This is a genomic window from Cupriavidus sp. NPDC089707, assembly GCF_044748965.1.
In the GTDB taxonomy this organism is placed as follows: Bacteria; Pseudomonadota; Gammaproteobacteria; order Burkholderiales; family Burkholderiaceae; genus Cupriavidus.
In genome coordinates, this window is record NZ_JBIVHB010000006.1 from 101,634 (window position 1) to 118,509 (window position 16,876).

General features: G+C 68.8%; 17 protein-coding genes. All 17 read left to right on the forward strand.

Annotated features, from left to right (window positions below; genetic code table 11):
- Positions 1-2: 2 nt before the first annotated feature.
- The 17 genes from narJ (at position 3) to ACIP1U_RS12245 (ending at position 16,845) form a co-directional block, all read left to right on the forward strand.
- Entirely contained in the window at positions 3-668 is a 666-nt protein-coding gene (narJ, locus tag ACIP1U_RS12165) for a nitrate reductase molybdenum cofactor assembly chaperone (RefSeq protein WP_400314969.1), read from the forward strand.
- 192 nt (positions 669-860) lie between these two features.
- Entirely contained in the window at positions 861-1,544 is a 684-nt protein-coding gene (gene narI / locus ACIP1U_RS12170; protein WP_400314970.1) for a respiratory nitrate reductase subunit gamma, read from the forward strand.
- A 29-nt stretch (positions 1,545-1,573) separates the two neighbouring features.
- Positions 1,574-2,326 carry a peptidylprolyl isomerase gene (locus ACIP1U_RS12175; RefSeq protein ID WP_400314972.1) on the forward strand — a complete coding sequence of 251 codons (753 nt, stop codon included), beginning with the start codon at positions 1,574-1,576 and terminating at the stop codon, positions 2,324-2,326.
- 29 nt (positions 2,327-2,355) lie between these two features.
- The gene (locus tag ACIP1U_RS12180; protein ID WP_400314973.1) at positions 2,356-3,063 is read left to right on the forward strand and encodes a carbonic anhydrase; all 708 of its coding nucleotides are present in this window, start codon (positions 2,356-2,358) and stop codon (positions 3,061-3,063) included.
- Positions 3,060-3,617 carry a molybdopterin-guanine dinucleotide biosynthesis protein B gene (gene mobB / locus ACIP1U_RS12185; RefSeq protein ID WP_400314975.1) on the forward strand — a complete coding sequence of 186 codons (558 nt, stop codon included), beginning with the start codon at positions 3,060-3,062 and terminating at the stop codon, positions 3,615-3,617. The genes ACIP1U_RS12180 and mobB overlap by 4 nt, the downstream gene beginning before the upstream one ends.
- A 210-nt stretch (positions 3,618-3,827) precedes the next feature.
- Positions 3,828-6,713, forward strand: coding sequence for an AMP-binding protein (locus tag ACIP1U_RS12190; RefSeq protein WP_400314977.1), 2,886 nt, complete (start codon positions 3,828-3,830; stop codon positions 6,711-6,713).
- Between the two features lie 51 nt (positions 6,714-6,764).
- Positions 6,765-7,781, forward strand: coding sequence for a TerC family protein (locus tag ACIP1U_RS12195; protein ID WP_400314978.1), 1,017 nt, complete (start codon positions 6,765-6,767; stop codon positions 7,779-7,781).
- Positions 7,782-7,791: 10 nt separating this feature from the next.
- Positions 7,792-8,217, forward strand: a complete 426-nt coding sequence (locus ACIP1U_RS12200) for a universal stress protein (RefSeq protein ID WP_400314979.1) — start codon at positions 7,792-7,794, stop codon at positions 8,215-8,217.
- A gap of 307 nt (positions 8,218-8,524) precedes the next feature.
- Entirely contained in the window at positions 8,525-10,210 is a 1,686-nt protein-coding gene (locus ACIP1U_RS12205; protein ID WP_400314981.1) for a cytochrome D1 domain-containing protein, read from the forward strand.
- A 68-nt stretch (positions 10,211-10,278) separates the two neighbouring features.
- Complete coding sequence (locus ACIP1U_RS12210; protein ID WP_400314983.1) at positions 10,279-10,620, forward strand: c-type cytochrome; 342 nt, start codon at positions 10,279-10,281, stop codon at positions 10,618-10,620.
- Positions 10,621-10,652: 32 nt separating this feature from the next.
- Entirely contained in the window at positions 10,653-10,994 is a 342-nt protein-coding gene (locus ACIP1U_RS12215; RefSeq protein WP_400315437.1) for a c-type cytochrome, read from the forward strand.
- Positions 10,994-12,163, forward strand: a complete 1,170-nt coding sequence (locus tag ACIP1U_RS12220) for a cytochrome D1 domain-containing protein (RefSeq protein WP_400314985.1) — start codon at positions 10,994-10,996, stop codon at positions 12,161-12,163. The genes ACIP1U_RS12215 and ACIP1U_RS12220 overlap by 1 nt, the downstream gene beginning before the upstream one ends.
- A gap of 9 nt (positions 12,164-12,172) precedes the next feature.
- Complete coding sequence (locus tag ACIP1U_RS12225) at positions 12,173-13,162, forward strand: Lrp/AsnC family transcriptional regulator (protein WP_400314987.1); 990 nt, start codon at positions 12,173-12,175, stop codon at positions 13,160-13,162.
- A 2-nt stretch (positions 13,163-13,164) separates the two neighbouring features.
- Positions 13,165-13,647, forward strand: a complete 483-nt coding sequence (locus ACIP1U_RS12230; RefSeq protein ID WP_400315440.1) for an Lrp/AsnC family transcriptional regulator — start codon at positions 13,165-13,167, stop codon at positions 13,645-13,647.
- Positions 13,647-14,162, forward strand: a complete 516-nt coding sequence (locus ACIP1U_RS12235; RefSeq protein ID WP_400314988.1) for an Lrp/AsnC family transcriptional regulator — start codon at positions 13,647-13,649, stop codon at positions 14,160-14,162. Before ACIP1U_RS12230 ends, ACIP1U_RS12235 begins: the two co-directional genes overlap by 1 nt.
- Positions 14,162-15,337, forward strand: a complete 1,176-nt coding sequence (gene nirJ / locus ACIP1U_RS12240) for a heme d1 biosynthesis radical SAM protein NirJ (protein ID WP_400314990.1) — start codon at positions 14,162-14,164, stop codon at positions 15,335-15,337. The genes ACIP1U_RS12235 and nirJ overlap by 1 nt, the downstream gene beginning before the upstream one ends.
- The gene (locus tag ACIP1U_RS12245; RefSeq protein ID WP_400314991.1) at positions 15,334-16,845 is read left to right on the forward strand and encodes a cytochrome D1 domain-containing protein; all 1,512 of its coding nucleotides are present in this window, start codon (positions 15,334-15,336) and stop codon (positions 16,843-16,845) included. Before nirJ ends, ACIP1U_RS12245 begins: the two co-directional genes overlap by 4 nt.
- The last annotated feature ends 31 nt before the right edge of the window (positions 16,846-16,876 follow it).

The window sequence follows — 16,876 nt, forward strand, 5'->3', positions numbered from 1 at the left end:
ACATGCCCCTCTATCCCATCCTCAGCGCGCTGCTCGGCTATCCCGAGCAGGACCTGCTCGACGCACTGCCCGAGATCGACGCCGCCCTGGCCGAATGGCCGCAGGCGCGCGACATGCTGGCGCCGGTGACCGGCATGCTGCGCGGCGAGACGCTGATCACGTTGCAGGAAAACTATGTGGCCACCTTCGACCGCAACCCGTCGCACTCGCTGCACCTGTTCGAGCACGTGCACGGCGAAAGCCGCGATCGCGGCCAGGCGATGGTCGACCTGATCGACGAATACCGGCGCGACGGCTTCGAGCCGGCCGCGTCGGAGTTGCCGGATTACGTGCCGCTGTTCCTGGAGTTCCTCGGTGCGCTGAGCGCCGATGGCAAGGAAGCGCGCGCCGAGCAGTTGCTGGGCGAGGCGATCCACGTACTGGCCGCGATCGGCGACCGGCTCGCGCGCAACCAGAGTCCGTACGCCGGCGTGTTCGCGGTGCTGCGCACACTGACCGACGTGCAGCCGCAACCGCAGCAGGAGCCGCCGGTGCGAGACATGGATGAGGCGCTGGAGACCTTCGGTCCGGGCGCCGATGGCGTGGAGCCGCTGCTGGCGCCACAGTCCGGGCCGCAGGCGGTGAAATTCTACCCGCGCGGCACGGCGCCGGTGCCGGCGACATGCTGACATGCCTTCGCCGACCGACTGTGTTCTCCCCTCTCCCGCTCGCGGGAGAGGGGCGGGGGAGAGGGCCGGAGCTTCCACGAAGCACCAGCGCCTAAACCACCCCTCCCCCTGCCCTCTCCCCTGAGGGGAGAGGGAACACAGCTGGCATAGACGGCCGCCAAGGCAGCCCAATCCTCTCAACGAGCTAACACCATGGCAACCCTCCACCAATTTCTCTTCGGCATCTACCCGTACATCGCGCTTGCCATCTTCCTGTTCGGCAGCCTGGCCCGCTTCGAGCGCGAGCAGTACACCTGGAAGACCGACAGCTCGCAGGTGCTCTACCGCGGCAACCTGCGCATGGGCAACATCCTGTTCCACATCGGCATCCTGGGCCTGTTCTTCGGCCACCTGCTCGGCCTGCTGACGCCGGTGGCGGTATGGGACGCGCTGGGCGTCTCGCACGGCTTCAAGCAAGGCGTGGCGATGGCCGCCGGCGGCGTGATGGGCACCATGTGCCTGGCCGGCCTGCTGATCCTGCTGCACCGCCGCCTGACCAACGCCCGCGTGTCCGCGGTGACCCGCACCGGCGACAAGGTGCTGCTGCTGTGGCTGCTGGTGACGCTGCTACTGGGCCTGTCCACCATCTTTGAATCGGCCAGCCACATGGACGGCCACATGATGGTGCAGCTGATGACCTGGGCCCAGCACCTCGTCACGCTGCGCGGCGATGCCGCCAGCTATATCGCCGACGCCCCGCTGCTGTTCAAGGCGCACCTGTTCATGGGTATCACGCTGTTCGCGATCTTCCCGTTCACGCGGCTGGTGCATGTGTGGAGCGGCTTTGCCTCGGTCGGCTACATCGGCCGCGCGTGGCAGCTGGTACGCGGCCGCTGAACCGACCGCTCATCCAAGGGAGAACTGATATGCCTGTCACCGTCAACGGCGTGGAACTGCGCGACGCCGATATCGAACGCGAGCTGGACCATCATCACGACGCGGCCAATCCCGCGAAGATGGCGACGATCTCGGCCATCCTGCGCGTGCTGGTGCGCGAAGAGGCCGGCCGCATCGGCCTGAGTGTGCCCGGCCAGGACGACGACGCGCTCGCCATGGCGCTGCTGGAGCGCGAGGCCGGCACCCCCGAGCCCGACGAAGCCAGCTGCCGCCGCCACTACGACAGCCGTCCGGAGCGCTTCCGCGACGGCGAGTGGGTCGAGGCCGACCACATCCTGTTCCAGGTGACGCCACGCGTGCCGCTGGACGCGCTGCGCGAAATCGCGGCGCAGACGCTGGCGCTGGTGCGCGGCGATCCGTCCAGCTTCGCGCAGCATGCCCGCGCGCTGTCGAACTGCCCGAGCGGCAACAACGGCGGCCGCCTGGGCCGCGTGTTCCGCGGCGAAACCGCGCCGGAGTTCGAGCGCGCGCTCTTTGCCGCACAACAGGAGGGCGTGCTGCCGCAGCTGGTCGAGACCCGCTTCGGGCTGCATATCGTGCGCATCCTGGAGCGCTGCCCCGGCACCCGCCTGCCCTTCGACGCCGTGCGCGGCGACATTGCCTGTGCGCTGGCCACGGCGGCGCGGGACCGCGCCTGGAAGCAATACGCCAGCCTGCTGATCGGCCGCGCCCGCATCGAAGGCATCGAAATGGGAGGCGCCGACAGCCCCCTGGTGCAGTAGCGCCGCCATCCTGACCCACGGAAACCGCCATGCATCAGATCGAACATCTACTGAAAGGCTTCGAGCGGTTCCAGCAACGCTATTTCGACGATGCGCCGAGCCTGTTCGATACGTTGCGCACCGGGCAGCAACCGCCCACGCTGCTGATCGGCTGCTGCGACTCGCGCGTGGACCCGGCCCTGTTGCTGGGTTGCGACCCGGGCGATCTCTTCACCGTGCGCAATATCGGCAACCTGGTACCGCCTTGCACCGGGCGTCATGAAGGCAGCCTGCACGGCGTGTCCGCGGCGATCCAGTTTGCCGTCGAGCAGCTGCACGTCGACCGCATCATTGTGATGGGCCATGGCGGCTGCGGCGGCATCCGCGCGTTGCTGGCGCAGCCGGCCGATGCCGGCGACCATCCGCCCGACGAAGGCGATGAAGCCGACTATTTGGGCGCCTGGGTGCGCATCGCCGCACCGGCGCGCCTGCAGGTGGAACAAACGCTTGCCGACGCCACCCCGGCGCAACGCCAGCGCGCCTGCGAACAGGCGGCGATCCTGGTCTCGCTGCGCAACCTGCAGACCTTCCCGTTCGTGCGGCGCGCGCTGGAAGCAGGAAGGCTGACGCTGCACGGCTGGTACTTCGACTTGCAGGCCGGTGCGCTGCTGGCCTACTCGCAACGCGCCGATGCCTTCCTGCCGCTGGTATGCCCTTTGCCCATTACCGCCGCACAAACTGAATCCGTCACAACATGAATCCCTTTATCTTCGGCATCACCGGCACTTCCGGCAGCGGCAAGACGACGCTGATTACCGCACTGCTTCCGTGGTTTCGCGCGCAGGGCCTGACCGTCAACGTGATCAAGCACAGCCACCATCCGCTGGAACTCGAGCCCCCCGGCAAGGACAGCGCGCGCTTTCGCGCGGCCGGTGCGACGGAGGTGATGGTGGCGTCGCCCTATCGCTACGCCATCGTGCGCGAGCTGGCCGGCGAAGCAGAGCCGACGCTTGCCGAACAGGTGGCGCGGTTGCGGCCCGCGGATCTCACGCTGGTCGAAGGCTTCCGCCGGGAGGATATTCCGCGCATCGAGGTGTATCGCCCGGCGCACGGGCGTGCACCCTACTATCCCTGCGATCCTTCGATCGTCGCGGTGGCTACCGATGTGCGTCTCGACACGTTGCTGCCATGCCTGCCGCTGGACGATGCCGCGCAGGTGGGGCGATTCATTCTCGCCATGCGCGGGCGGAACCATCTGGATCCGCTCGACCCCGGTGCCTTCCCCAAGGCGCTGGACATGGTCGCCGCCTGACGCCAGCCCTGGCAGCCCCGGCGGCATGTGCGGGATGCTGCGTTTGTGCGTCACCGGAGCGACCGCGTTTGTGCCGGCGCCGCCACCCGCCTCGACAAATTCCGCAAGCCGCCTATCTTTAGGGTGTCAGTACCGGCGCCGTCGGTGCTGCCGCCTTGCCCGTCCGCGGCAGGCGGCGGTCGCCGTCTGCCCGGACACAGCACTAAGCGAATGAACGAGGACTCGCCCCCACGGCAGAACTACGAGGATGCCTTGCTCGGCATCGTGGGGGAGATGTCTACCGCTATGCGGCCGCAGACCGAAGCCGGTGCAGCGGCCACCCCCTCGATGGACAGCGCGCTCGAAGCCGAACTGGGCTTCGACAGCCTGACGCGCGCTGAACTGCTGACTCGCATCGAGCAACGTTTCGGCGTCAGCCTGCCGGAGCAGGTACTGGCCCAGGCGGACACCCCGCGCGCGCTGCTGCGCGCCGTGCTTGCTGCCAGGGATCTGCCGCCCGGCGCCGAAGATACGCCCGCGCGACTGGCCCGTCCGGCACCGGCGGATGCCGCAGCGCAGGCGCCAGAGGACGCCGCCACGGTGACGGACGTGCTGCGCTGGCACCTGCACCGCCACCCTGACCGTACCCACATCATCCTGCACAGCGGCGACGGCGAAGATACGCCGATCACATTCGCGCACCTGCACCGGCGCGCCTGCGCCGTGGCCGCCGGCCTGGCCGCGCGCGGTGTGCGCGCCGGTACGACCGTGGCGCTGATGCTGCCAACCGGCGCAGAGTATTTCTACTGTTTTACCGGCATCCTGCTGGCAGGCGGGATCCCCGTGCCACTCTATCCGCCGGCGCGGCTCGCGCAGATAGGTGACCACTTGCAGCGCCATGCCGGCATCCTGGCCAACGCGCAGGCACCCATCCTGATCACAGTGGCCGAGGCACGGCCGCTGGCCGCCCTGCTCAAGGCCAGCACCGGCACGCTGCAAAGCGTGCTGACGCCACAGGAGGTGGAGGACACCGCCGCGGCGCCGGTCCATGCGATGCTGCGCGCGCACGACATTGCGCTGCTGCAATACACCTCCGGCAGCACCGGCTCGCCCAAGGGCGTGGTGCTGACGCATGCCAACCTGCTGGCCAACCTGCGCGCCATGGGCACGGCGCTGTCGGTCGACTCGCGCGACGTCTTTGTCAGCTGGCTGCCGCTGTATCACGACATGGGCCTGATCGGCGCCTGGCTGGGCAGCCTGTACTACGCATTCCCGCTGGTGGTGATGTCGCCGCTCACGTTCCTGGCACGGCCCGAGCGTTGGCTTTGGGCGATCCACAAGTACCGGGGCACGCTGTCGGGCGGGCCCAACTTCGCCTATGAATTGTGCCTGCACAGGCTGGCCCAGGTGGACCTGCCGGGGCTGGACCTGTCGAGCTGGCGCTTCGCCTTCAACGGTGCCGAGCCGGTGAGCCTGCAGACCATGCGCAAATTCACGGCGCGCTTCGCCCGCCATGGACTGCGCGCGCAAGCGGCAGCCCCGGTCTATGGGCTGGCTGAAGCATCCGTTGGCCTGACATTCCCGCTGCCAGGACAAAATCTGACTGCCGACCGCATTGACCGCGCCGCATTCGCCCGCACGTCGCGGGCCGTTCCTGTCAATGCGGACGGATCCGACGCGGCAGGCGAACGGGACGCCATGGAGATCCCCTCGTGCGGCCGGCCGCTGCCCGGCCACGATATCCGCATCGTCGACGCCAGCGGCCGCGAGCTGCCCGAGCGGCAGGAGGGCCTGCTGCAGTTCCGCGGGCCTTCGGCCACCAGCGGCTATTTCCGCAACCCGGCACAGACGCGCCAGCTCTTCGACCGCGGCTGGCTAAACACCGGCGACTACGCCTATGTCGCCGACGGCGAGCTCTTCATCACCGGACGCGCCAAGGAAACCATCGTTCGCGGCGGCCGCAATCTCTATCCTTACGAAGTGGAGCAGGCCATCGGCGCGATTCCCGGCATCCGCAAGGGCTGCGTCGCGGTGTTCGGCAGCCCCGATCCGGACAGCGGCACCGAGCACATCGTGGTGATGGCGGAGACCGCTGCGACGGACGAACCGGCGCGCCGCGCGCTGCAACAGCAGGCGCTGAAGACCGCGCTCGATGTACTGGGCATGCCGCCGGACCATGTCGTGCTGGTGCCGCCGCACACCATCCTGAAGACCTCGAGCGGCAAGATCCGGCGCGCCGCCTGCCGCGAGCGGTTCGAGCATGGCGGCACCGGCCTGGGTGACGCCGCGCCATGGCTGCAGATTGCGCGCTTCGGCTGGCAGGCGCTGCTGCCGCAGTTGCGGCGCGGCCGGCATGCCGCCGCCGGGCTGTCCTACTCGCTGTACGCCTGGCTGTTGTTCGCCGCGATGGCGCCGGTGACATGCCTGGCATCGGTGGCGATGCACCGGCCCGCCATGGGCTGGGCGCTCAGCCACCATGCCGCCCGGCTGCTGCTGCGGCTGGCCGCGGTGCCATGGTTCGTGCAGGGGCTGGAGCACCTGCCGCGCAACCGCGCCTGCGTGCTGGTATCGAACCATGCCAGCTACCTGGACGGCATCGTGCTGCTCGCCGCGTTGCCCATGCCGGTGTGCATGGTGGCCAAGCGCGAGTTGCAAGCACAACGCATCCCGGGCGCCTACCTGTCCAGCATCGGGGCCGACTTCATCGACCGCTTCGACAACGTGCGCGAATCCGAAGCGATCGAGCGACTGGTCACGGCGGTGCGCGCCGGGCGGTCTGCCCTGCTGTTCCCGGAAGGCACCTTCGGCCGCGAGCCCGGGCTGCAGCGTTTCCGCTCGGGTGCCTTCCTCGCCGCCGCCCGTGCCGGCGCCCCGGTAGTTCCCATTGCGCTGCGGGGCACCCGCTCGGTGCTGCGCGACGGCCAGTGGCTGCCGCGCCGGGGCCCGATCAGCGTCGTCATCGGCCGGCCCCTGCCGCCTGACGGGCAGGACTGGCCGGCGGCAATGCGGCTGCGCAACGCGGCCCGCGCCGAGATCCTGCACTACTGCGGCGAACCCGATGCACTGCGCGTGAAGGCCCAGCCCGCGCGACCCCAGCTCGCGCGGCAGCTGCCATGACTCCTGTCGGGCGGACCGGGCGCTACCTTCCGGCCGTCATACCTTAAGGCAATGGACACCTTTGCCACCGCCCCGATGTGGGCCGGATTCTTTATCCTGGTGCTGGGCACGCTGCTCGTGGACATCTTTGTCCTTGGCGGGCGGCATGCGCACCGTGTCTCCACGCGCGAGGCGCTCGGATGGACCCTCACCTGGATGACCCTGGCCGCGCTCTTCGGCGTCGCGCTCTGGTGGGTGGTGGCCGAGGACGCCGGCCACGACGCGGCCTATCGCAAGGTACTGGAGTTCTACACCGGCTACCTGATCGAGCTGTCGCTGTCGGTCGACAACATGTTCGTGTTCGCGATGATCTTCAGCTATTTCGCCGTGCCGCCGGAGTTGCAGCGCCGGGTGCTGCTGCTCGGCGTTCTCGGCGCGATCCTGATGCGCGCCGCCATGATCCTGTTGGGGGTGTGGCTGATCAGCCAGTTCGCCTGGATCCTCTACGTGTTCGGCGTGTTCCTCGTCATCACCGGCATCAAGATGCTGTTCATGTCCCGGCATGCGCCCGACCTCGCACGCAATCCCATCGTCCGCTTCCTGTGCACCCATATGCGCATCACCTCGGACTATCACGGCGAACGCTTTTTTGTGCGCATCGACGGCCTGCGCTATGCGACCCCGATGTTCGTCGTGGTGCTGCTGGTCGAGGCCACCGACCTGGTGTTTGCCGTCGACAGCATCCCGGCGATCTTTGCAGTGACCACCGATCCCTTCATCGTCTTCACCTCGAACATCTTCGCTATCATGGGGCTGCGGGCCCTGTATTTCCTGCTCGCCAACCTGGCGGCGCATTTCCAGTACCTGAAGTACGGCCTCGCCATCGTGCTCACCTTCATCGGCGCCAAGATGCTGATCGAGCCGTGGTTCCACGTACCGGTGCACTGGTCCCTGGGCGCGGTCGCGATGACGCTGTTCGTCTCCGTCCTGTTCAGCCAGGCCAGGACCAGGCGAGCCGCCGCAGCGGGCGATCAGCCGGGCCGCAGCGGCGCACCGCGCGGACGCGGGGCCGGGAACCGGCGCACATGAGGAGCAAACCATGAACAAGATCCTGCTGGCGACCGACGGGTCGTCCTATAGCGACGCGGCTGCGCGCTACCTGGCGCAAAGCCCGTTGCTGAGCCGCGACTTCGTCGTGCATGTGGTGCATTGCGAGCCGGATGTGCCCGGCGACATCAAGTCCTTCATCGATCGCCGCACCCTCGACGACTGGCATCGCGAACAGAACGACAAGGCAATGGGCTCGGTGGCCACCATCCTCGACGAAGCCGGGATCCCGTTCGAGCGCCATGGCTTCACAGGCTTCGCGCCGGCCCGCATTGTCGAGTATGCGAGCCAGATCGGCGCCAGCCTGATCGTGATGGGCTCGCATGGCCGCGGCGGCTTCCTGGATGCCATCGTGGGGTCGGTGGCGAGACGGGTCCTGGCCCATGCGCACTGCCCTGTGCTGTTGATCAAGGATTAGCAGCGCGTCCCGCAACCCCAGCAGGGCTGGCAAGGGCAGCTCTTCGCTCCCCTCTCCCGCAAGCGGGAGAGGGAGCACCCGATCGGCACGTTTGTCCCACCACAACGCTCCAAAGCGCAATCCATCATCTCCCCGCGAACCGGCGAACACCGAGAAGAAAACCGTTGCATGACATCCCGCACGGTTTGATGCCAGTCAATCCCCTACTCGCAGTGTGTCCCCATCATCACTGCAAGCGCCTGGTGCCAGTTCGCGCCCCACAAGCACCGCGACAACGGTTTTCCACAACCCGCTGAACCACGGCACCATGAAAGCAAGAAAATGGCTTTACCCCGCATTCGCGGCACTGCCGCTCTCGCTCTGGCTGGGTCTTCCCCAGGCAGCCACCAACACCGCCAGGGCCGTGCCGAAGCCTGAAGCCAAAGCCGAACAGAAGGCGGCAATCCCCACGCTCACCGCGGCCGAGTTCGACCACGCCAGGCAGATCTACTTCGAGCGCTGCGCCGGCTGCCACGGCGTGCTGCGCAAGGGCGCGACCGGCAAGCCGCTGACGCCCGACATCACCCGCGCGCGCGGCGCCGAATACCTGAAGACCTTCATCAAGTACGGCAGCCCGGCCGGCATGCCGAACTGGGGCACCTCCGGCGATCTCTCCGACCAGGAAGTCGACCTGATGGCCCGCTACATCCAGCTCGATCCGCCGACGCCGCCGGAGTTTTCGCTGGCCGACATCGAGAAAAGCCGCAAGGACATCCTGCCCGTCGCGCAACGGCCGACGCAGAAGATGAACCAGTACAACCTGGACAACCTCTTCTCGGTCACGCTGCGCGACGCCGGTGAGGTCGCGCTGATCGACGGCGACAGCAAGCAGATCATCAACATCGTCAAGACCGGCTATGCGGTGCATATCTCGCGCATGTCGGCGTCGGGCCGCTACCTGTACGTGATCGGGCGCGATGCGCGGCTGGACCTGATCGACCTGTGGCTGCCCAAGCCCGACATCGTCGCCGAGGTCAAGATCGGTATGGAGGCGCGCTCGGTCGAAACCTCCAAGTACAAGGGCTATGAAGACAAGTACGCGGTGGCGGGCTCGTACTGGCCGCCGCAGTACGTGATCATGGAAGGCGATACGCTCAAGCCGCTGAAGGTGGTGTCCACGCGCGGCATGACCGTCGACAACGAATACCACCCCGAGCCGCGCGTCGCCTCGATCGTCGCCAGCCACTACCACCCCGAGTTCGTGATCAACGCCAAGGAGACCGGCAAGATCCTGATGGTCAACTACTCGGACCTGTCCAACCTGAAGACCACCACCATCGATTCGGCCAAGTTCCTGCATGACGGCGGCTTCGATTCCACCGGGCGCTACTTCCTGGTCGCGGCCAATGCGTCGGACAAGATCGCCGTGGTCGACACCAAGGAAGACAAGCTCGCAGCGCTGGTCGAGGTGGGCAAGACCCCGCACCCGGGGCGCGGCGCCAACTTCACGCATCCGAAGTTCGGCCCGGTCTGGGCCACCAGCCACCTGGGCGACGAGACCATCAGCCTGATCGGCACCGATCCCGCCGGGCATCCGGCGCAGGCCTGGAAGGTGGTGCAGACGCTCAAGGGCCAGGGCGGCGGCTCGCTGTTCATCAAGACGCATCCCAAATCCTCGAACCTGTGGGTCGATACGCCGCTGAACCCCGATGCCAAGCTGAACCAGTCGGTGGCGGTGTTCGATACACGCAACCTGGAACACGGCTTCAAGGTGCTGCCGATCGCCGATTGGGCCGGCCTGAAGGGTGCGGGCGCCAAGCGCGTGGTGCAGGCCGAGTACAACAAGGCCGGCGACGAGGTCTGGTTCTCGGTCTGGGGCACCAAGGACGGCGAGTCCGCGCTGGTGGTGGTCGATGACAAGACCCGCGCGCTCAAGACCGTGATCAAGGACAAGCGCCTGATCACGCCAACCGGCAAGTTCAACGCCTACAACACGCAGCACGACGTCTACTAAAGACCCGCAGCACCGCACCGCGCTCTCGGTGCGGTGCCCGGTTCCATTCCCCAAACGGAGAAATCAAGATGAAGCACCCCATCCAACTGCCTGCGCGCCTGCCCGCGCTGCTCGCAGCCGCCGGCTGTGTCCTGTCGTTCGGCGCCGCCGTCCCCGGCGTGGCCCATGCGAACCAGCAGCTTGCGGCCAGCAAGGCCTGCCTGTCCTGCCACGGCGTCGACAAGAAGCTGATCGGACCGGCCTTCAAGGACGTCAAGGCCAAATACGCCGGCAAGAAAGACGGGCAGCCGCATATGGTCCAGTCGATCATGAAGGGCAGCAATGGCCAGTGGGGCGCGATGCCGATGCCGGCCAACGCCGTCAGCGAGGCCGAGGCCAATACGCTGGCCAAATGGATCCTGTCGCTCTGATTACCCGGGCATGGCGTGGCGCCACGGTGGCCATGCTGACTGCGGCGTTGCTGTCCGTACCTGCCGCGGCGGCGGCACAGCCTGCGCCTGCGCCCACGCGGCAGGCGCAACTGGCGCACTGGCTGCGCGACGACTGCGGCGCCTGCCACGGCATGACGCTGCGCGGCGGCCTGGGTCCGCCGCTGACGCGCGAGGCGCTGGCGGGCAAGCCGCCGGAGAGCCTCGTCGCCACCGTGCTGTACGGGCGGCCCGGCACCGCCATGCCGCCCTGGCAACCCTTCATGACGCAGGATGAAGCCCTATGGCTGATCGAACGACTCCGGGCCGGCGACCCGCCGCCCGTCATGCCAGTCACCGCCCCGCCGGCACGCTGATGCGCGGCCTCGCCGCCGCGCTCACCTGTGCCGCCGCGCTGTTGGCCGGCTGTGCCGGCGCGGTGCGCGGCACCGGCGATCTCGGCGTGGTGGTGGAACGTGCCGCCGGCCGGCTGCAGATCGTGGAAACCACCGGCATGACGCGGCTGGCCACGGTCGACGGGCTGGGCGACCTGTCGCACGCCAGCGTGGTGTTCTCGCGCGATGCGCGCTACGCCTACGTGTTCGGCCGCGATGGCGGGCTGACACGCGTGGACCTGCTGGAAGCGCGCATCACGCACCGCACCCTGCAGGCCGGCAACAGCATCGGCGGCGCGATCTCGCAGGACGGCCGCGTGGTGGCCGCGCAGAACTACGCGCCGGGCGGGATCCGGCTGTTCGATGCGCGCACGCTTGAGCCGCTGGCGGACCTGCCGGCCATCGGCCAGGACGGGCGCCGCGCCAAGGTGGTGGGCCTGGCCGACCTGCCGGGCCGGCGCTTCGCCGCCAGCCTGTTCGAGTCCGGCGAGATCTGGATCGTCGATGCCGCCGATCCGCGCCATCCGCAGGTGACGCGCGTGCCGGCCGGGCGCGAGCCGTACGATGGCCTGGTCACGCCCGACGGCCGCTGGTACCTCGCCGGCCTGTTCGGCGAAGACGGGCTGGCGCTGGTCGACCTGTGGCAGGCGCCGCCGCAGGCACACAGCATCCTCTCCGGCTACGGCCGCGGCAGCCAGCCGCTGCCGGTCTACAAGATGCCGCACCTGCGCGGCTGGGCAATGGCGCAGGGCCAGGCATGGCTGCCGGCCATCGGCCGTCATGAAGTGCTGGTCGCCGATCCGGCGCACGGCTGGCAGCAGACCGCGCGCGTGGCGCTGGCCGGCCAGCCAGTCTTTGTCATGGCACGCCCGGACGGCCGGCAGGTATGGGTCAATTTCGCCTTCCCGCACAACGACACCGTACAGGTCATCGACACCGCCACGCGCGAGGTGGTACGCACGCTGCGCCCGTGCCGCGGCGTGCTGCATATGGAGTTCACCCCGAAGGGCGAGGCGCTGTGGCTGTCCTGCCGCGACGACAACCGCGTCGAGGTCTATGACACCGCCAGCCTCACGCGCATCGCCACGCTGCCGGCCGACAACCCCAGCGGCATCTTCTTCACCGCGCGGGCGCAGCGCTTCGGCATGTAAGGGGGCGCCATGCTTGATGAACGCACCCTGTACGACACGCTGCAGCACGGCTTCCCGCTGCAGCCCCGCCCTTACCAGGCGCTCGCGGAAGGACTGGGCCTGTGCGAGCACACGCTGCTGTCGCTGCTCGCGCGCGACCTGGGCGCGGGCCGGATCAGCCGCGTCGGCGCCGTGTTCGCGCCCAACGTGATCGGCGTCAGCACGCTGGCTGCTCTGAGCGTGCCGACGGCACAACTGGATCGCGTGGCGGCGCGCGTCAGCACCTGCGCGTCGGTCAGCCACAACTACGCACGCAGCGGCCACGCGTTCAACCTGTGGTTTGTCGCTGGGGCGCGCGAGCGCAGCACGCTGGACGGCACGCTGGCCGCCATTGCCGATATGGCCGGGCAAGTGCCGCTGGACCTGCCGATGGCGCGCGAGTACCACATCGATCTGGGTTTTTCGCTCGGTACCGCGCTCGGTACGGGCAACCGCCGCCGGCGCGGGGTTGCTGCACCCGTGCTGCCGGTCACGCTGGATGCGGAGGACTGGCGCCTGGTGGCGGCGCTGGAGGCGGGCCTGCCGCTGACCCCGCACCCGTTCCATGATCTGGCGTTGCGCACGCGGCTGCCGATGCCGCGGGTACTGGAGCGGATCGCGCAATGGTCAGCGCAGGGCGTTATCCGTCGGCTGGGCGTGGTGCTTCGCCACGGACGCTTTGGCTATGGGCACAACGCCATGTGCGTGTGGGATGTGCCGGACGCCCGTATCGACGCGATCGGACAGCGTCTGGCACGCCAGCCGCGCGTGACGCTGTGCTATCGGCGCGAGCGGCGCCGGCCGGCCTGGCCCTTCAACCTGTTCGCGATGATCCATGCCCGCGACGCGCACGACCTGCAGCCGGCGCTCGACCACATCCGCGCCACCGTCGGGCTGGACCAGACGCCCGGCGCGGTGCTGGTCGGCACCCGTTGCTACAAGCAGCGGGGCACGCGTTATGCCACGCCGGAGCCGGCGTGAACATGGGATCCCATGCCTGCGGTGCCGCGCTTGCCGACACCATCGACGCCGTCGACCGCCGCATCATCAACGCATTGCAGCGCGGCCTGCCGCTGGTGCCGCGGCCTTATGCCGAGGCTGCCGCCGCCCTCGGCATCGTTGAGGACGAATTGCTTGCGCGGCTGCGGCAGCTGCTCGATCACGGCGTGCTGACACGCTTCGGCCCGCTCTACCAGATCGAGCGCGCGGGCGGCCGCTTCGTGCTGTGCGCCTGCCACGCGCCGGAACCGCGGCTCGACGCGGTGGCCGGCGCGATCAACGCGTTCCCGGAGGTCGCACACCACTACCAGCGCACCCACCACCTGAACCTGTGGTTCGTGCTGGCGGTCGCTCGGGGCGAAGACGTGGCCCCGGTGCTCGCGCGCATCGCCGCCGCGGCGGACGTCGAGATCCTGCCGTTTCCCAAGGAACGCGAGTTCTTCGTCAACCTGTTTCTGCCGGCCTGATGCCCACCTCCGCCCACGATGCCATCGATCTCGCCCTGATCCGCGCCACCCAGGCGGGGTTGCCGCTGGAGCCAGCGCCGTTCGCGGCGGTCGCCACCTTGCTGGGACTCGACGAAGCCGAAGTCATCGCCCGGCTGGCAGCGATGCAGGCGCGCGGCATGCTGCGCCGCATCGGCGCGGTGCCCAACCACTACCGGCTGGGCTGGCGCGCCAATGGCATGACGGTGTGGGACGTGGACGATGCCCACGTCGATGCGCTCGGCGAACGCGTCGGTGCGCTGCCCTTCGTCAGCCACTGCTACCTGCGCCCGCGCCGGTTGCCGCACTGGCCCTACAACCTGTTCGCGATGGTCCACGCGCAGACGCGCGCCGACGCGGCGCCGCAGATCGACCGCATCGCGGCACTGCTGGGCGACGCCTGCCGCGCGCATGACGTGCTGTGGTCCACCCGCATCCTGAAGAAAACCGGCCTGCGCCTGCCGCCGGCCGCCGCTGCCCCACAGGAGCCACACTGATGTTCCGCCTGTCCCGTTTCATGGAAGCCCTGCGCGATGCCGGGCCGCTGCCGCCTGCCCGCAAAGCTGCCGGACCGGTCGTGATCTGGAACCTGATCCGCCGCTGCAACCTCAACTGCCGGCACTGCTATGCCACCTCGACCGATACCGATTTCAAGGGCGAGCTGGATACCGCCGAAGCGCTGCGCGTGCTGGCGCAGTTGCGCGACGCGCGCGTGCCCGCGCTGATCCTGTCCGGTGGCGAGCCGCTGCTGCGGCCGGACCTGTATGACATTGCCGCCCATGCGCGCGCGCTCGGCTTCCACCTGTCGCTGTCGTCGAATGGCACGCTGCTCGATGCCGGCCACGCTGCACGGCTGGCCGCGGCGGGCTTCGACTACGTCGGCGTCAGCCTGGACGGCCTGCCTGCCACGCACGACCGCTTCCGCCGCAGCGACGGCGCCTTCGCGCAGGCGCTGGCGGGCCTGCGCGTCGCGCGCGCCGCCGGCCTGCGCGTCGGCGTGCGCATGACGCTGACCGAAGCCAACGCCGCGCAGCTGCCCGACCTCGTCGCGCTGGCCGAACACGAAGGCATCGACAAGTTCTACCTGTCCCACTTCAACTACGCCGGCCGCGCGCGCAGCCATCGCGCCGAGGATGCCCGCCATGCGCGCACGCGCGCCGCGCTGGACTGGCTGTTCGACTATGTCTGGCAACGCACGCGCGCGGGCCATGCCGGCGACTTCGTCACCGGCAACAACGACGCCGACGGGGTCTACCTGCTGTACTGGATCGCGCAGCGCTTCCCGCACCGCGTTGCCGACATGCGCCAGCGGCTGGAACAGTGGGGCGGCAACGCGACCGGCGTGGGCGTGGCCAATATCGACAACCTCGGCAACGTGCATCCCGACACGATGTGGTGGCACGTCACGCTGGGCAACGTGCGCGAACGGCCCTTTGGCGAGATCTGGGCAAGCCGCGCCGATCCGCTGATGGCGGGACTGGCCAGCCGGCCGCGTCCGCTGCAAGGGCGCTGCGCGGCGTGCGCGCACCGTGCCATCTGCAACGGCAATACCCGCGTGCGCGCGCTCGCGCTGACCGGCAACGCGTGGGCGGAAGATCCGGGCTGCTACCTCAGCGACACCGAGATCGCCACCGAGATCGCCACCACTCCCGGCACCGAGGTGGCGGCATGACGCGCATGGTCCGATGGCTCCTGTCCCTGGCGCTGGTCTGCGGGACGCAAGCCGCGTTCGCACTCGATCCTGCCGCGCTCTATGGCCAGCACTGCGCCGCCTGCCACGGCGCCGACCGCCTCGGCGGCATGGGCCCCGCGCTGCTGCCGGAAAGCCTGGAGCGGTTGCGCGCCAGCGAACTCGACACCGTGCTGCGCGACGGCCGCGCCGCGACGCAGATGCCGGCATTCGGCGCCGCGCTGGCGGCGCCGGAACTGCAGGCGCTGGCGCGCTGGCTGCGCACTGCACCCGCCACCGCGCCGCAATGGCGCGCCGACGCAATCCGTGCCAGCCACGTGGTCACGCACGCACCCGGCACGCTGCCGGCGCGTCCCGTGTTCAGCGCCGATCCGCAGAACCTGTTCGTGGTGGTCGAGGCAGGCAGCCATCACATGACCGTGCTCGACGGCGACCGGCTGGCACCGATCCATCGCTTTGCCACGCGCTTCGCGCTGCACGGCGGCCCCAAATTCAGCCGCGATGGCCGCTATGTCTACATGGCAAGCCGCGACGGCTGGGTCAGCAAATACGACCTGTGGAACCTGGCCTATGTCGCCGAGATCCGCGTCGGCATCAATACGCGCAACGTTGCCGTCAGCGACGACGGGCGCTGGGTGCTGGCCGGCAATACGCTGCCGCGCACGCTGGTGCTGCTGCGCGCCGACGATCTGTCGCCGGCGCGGGTGATCGACGTCAAGGGTCGCAATGGCGACGCTTCGCGGGTATCGGCGGTCTACGACGCGGCGCCGCGCCACAGCTTTATCGCGGCCCTTAAGGACATCGCCGAGGTCTGGGAAATCCCGTATGCCGACGCCGCCGGCAAGCCGCTGGCGTCGCCGCTTGCGTCGCTGCCACCGCGTGCGATCGTGCTGGACGATGTGCTCGACGACTTCTTCTTCGACCCGCCTTACCGCCACATCCTCGGCGCCTCGCGCAGCGGCGGCGGCCAGGTGATCGACCTCGACCAGGGTCGCAAGGTGGCCTCGCTGGCGCTCGGTGGCATGCCCCACCTCGGCAGCGGCATCACGTGGGAACGGGGTGGCCATGAAGTGATGGCGTCGCCCGACCTCGGGCAGGGCCGCATCCCGGTGATCGACATGCAGGACTGGCGCACCGTCGCCACCATTCCGACCAACGGCCCCGGCTTCTTCCTGCGCAGCCACGAGAACAGCCGCTACGCCTGGGCCGACGCAATGATGAGCCCGCGCCGCGACACGCTGCAGGTGATCGACAAGCAGACCCTGCAAGTCGCCGGCAGCGTCACGCCCAGCCCGGGCCGCACCGCCGCGCATGTGGAATTCACGCGCGACGGGCGCTATGCGCTGGTCAGCCTGATGGAGCGCGACGGCGCGATCGTAGTCTATGACGCCGCCACGCTGCAGGAAGTGAAGCGCATCCCGATGGACAAGCCCATCGGCAAGTACAACGTCTTCAACAAGACCACGCGCTCGGCCGGCACCAGTCACTGACGCCATGCCGCCGCGCACGCAGGAGTCCCTC

What these genes read in the sequence shown, in the direction of transcription:
- ACIP1U_RS12230 (WP_400315440.1), top strand. Translation starts at nt 13,165, where the DNA reads ATGGGATCCCATGCCTGCGGTGCCGCGCTTGCCGACACCATCGACGCC.
- ACIP1U_RS12215 (WP_400315437.1), top strand. Translation starts at nt 10,653, where the DNA reads ATGCTGACTGCGGCGTTGCTGTCCGTACCTGCCGCGGCGGCGGCACAG.
- ACIP1U_RS12220 (WP_400314985.1), top strand. Translation starts at nt 10,994, where the DNA reads ATGCGCGGCCTCGCCGCCGCGCTCACCTGTGCCGCCGCGCTGTTGGCC.
- ACIP1U_RS12195 (WP_400314978.1), top strand. Translation starts at nt 6,765, where the DNA reads ATGGACACCTTTGCCACCGCCCCGATGTGGGCCGGATTCTTTATCCTG.
- mobB (WP_400314975.1), top strand. Translation starts at nt 3,060, where the DNA reads ATGAATCCCTTTATCTTCGGCATCACCGGCACTTCCGGCAGCGGCAAG.
- ACIP1U_RS12225 (WP_400314987.1), top strand. Translation starts at nt 12,173, where the DNA reads ATGCTTGATGAACGCACCCTGTACGACACGCTGCAGCACGGCTTCCCG.
- ACIP1U_RS12180 (WP_400314973.1), top strand. Translation starts at nt 2,356, where the DNA reads ATGCATCAGATCGAACATCTACTGAAAGGCTTCGAGCGGTTCCAGCAA.
- narJ (WP_400314969.1), top strand. Translation starts at nt 3, where the DNA reads ATGCCCCTCTATCCCATCCTCAGCGCGCTGCTCGGCTATCCCGAGCAG.
- ACIP1U_RS12175 (WP_400314972.1), top strand. Translation starts at nt 1,574, where the DNA reads ATGCCTGTCACCGTCAACGGCGTGGAACTGCGCGACGCCGATATCGAA.
- ACIP1U_RS12205 (WP_400314981.1), top strand. Translation starts at nt 8,525, where the DNA reads ATGAAAGCAAGAAAATGGCTTTACCCCGCATTCGCGGCACTGCCGCTC.
- narI (WP_400314970.1), top strand. Translation starts at nt 861, where the DNA reads ATGGCAACCCTCCACCAATTTCTCTTCGGCATCTACCCGTACATCGCG.
- ACIP1U_RS12235 (WP_400314988.1), top strand. Translation starts at nt 13,647, where the DNA reads ATGCCCACCTCCGCCCACGATGCCATCGATCTCGCCCTGATCCGCGCC.
- nirJ (WP_400314990.1), top strand. Translation starts at nt 14,162, where the DNA reads ATGTTCCGCCTGTCCCGTTTCATGGAAGCCCTGCGCGATGCCGGGCCG.
- ACIP1U_RS12200 (WP_400314979.1), top strand. Translation starts at nt 7,792, where the DNA reads ATGAACAAGATCCTGCTGGCGACCGACGGGTCGTCCTATAGCGACGCG.
- ACIP1U_RS12245 (WP_400314991.1), top strand. Translation starts at nt 15,334, where the DNA reads ATGACGCGCATGGTCCGATGGCTCCTGTCCCTGGCGCTGGTCTGCGGG.
- ACIP1U_RS12210 (WP_400314983.1), top strand. Translation starts at nt 10,279, where the DNA reads ATGAAGCACCCCATCCAACTGCCTGCGCGCCTGCCCGCGCTGCTCGCA.
- ACIP1U_RS12190 (WP_400314977.1), top strand. Translation starts at nt 3,828, where the DNA reads ATGAACGAGGACTCGCCCCCACGGCAGAACTACGAGGATGCCTTGCTC.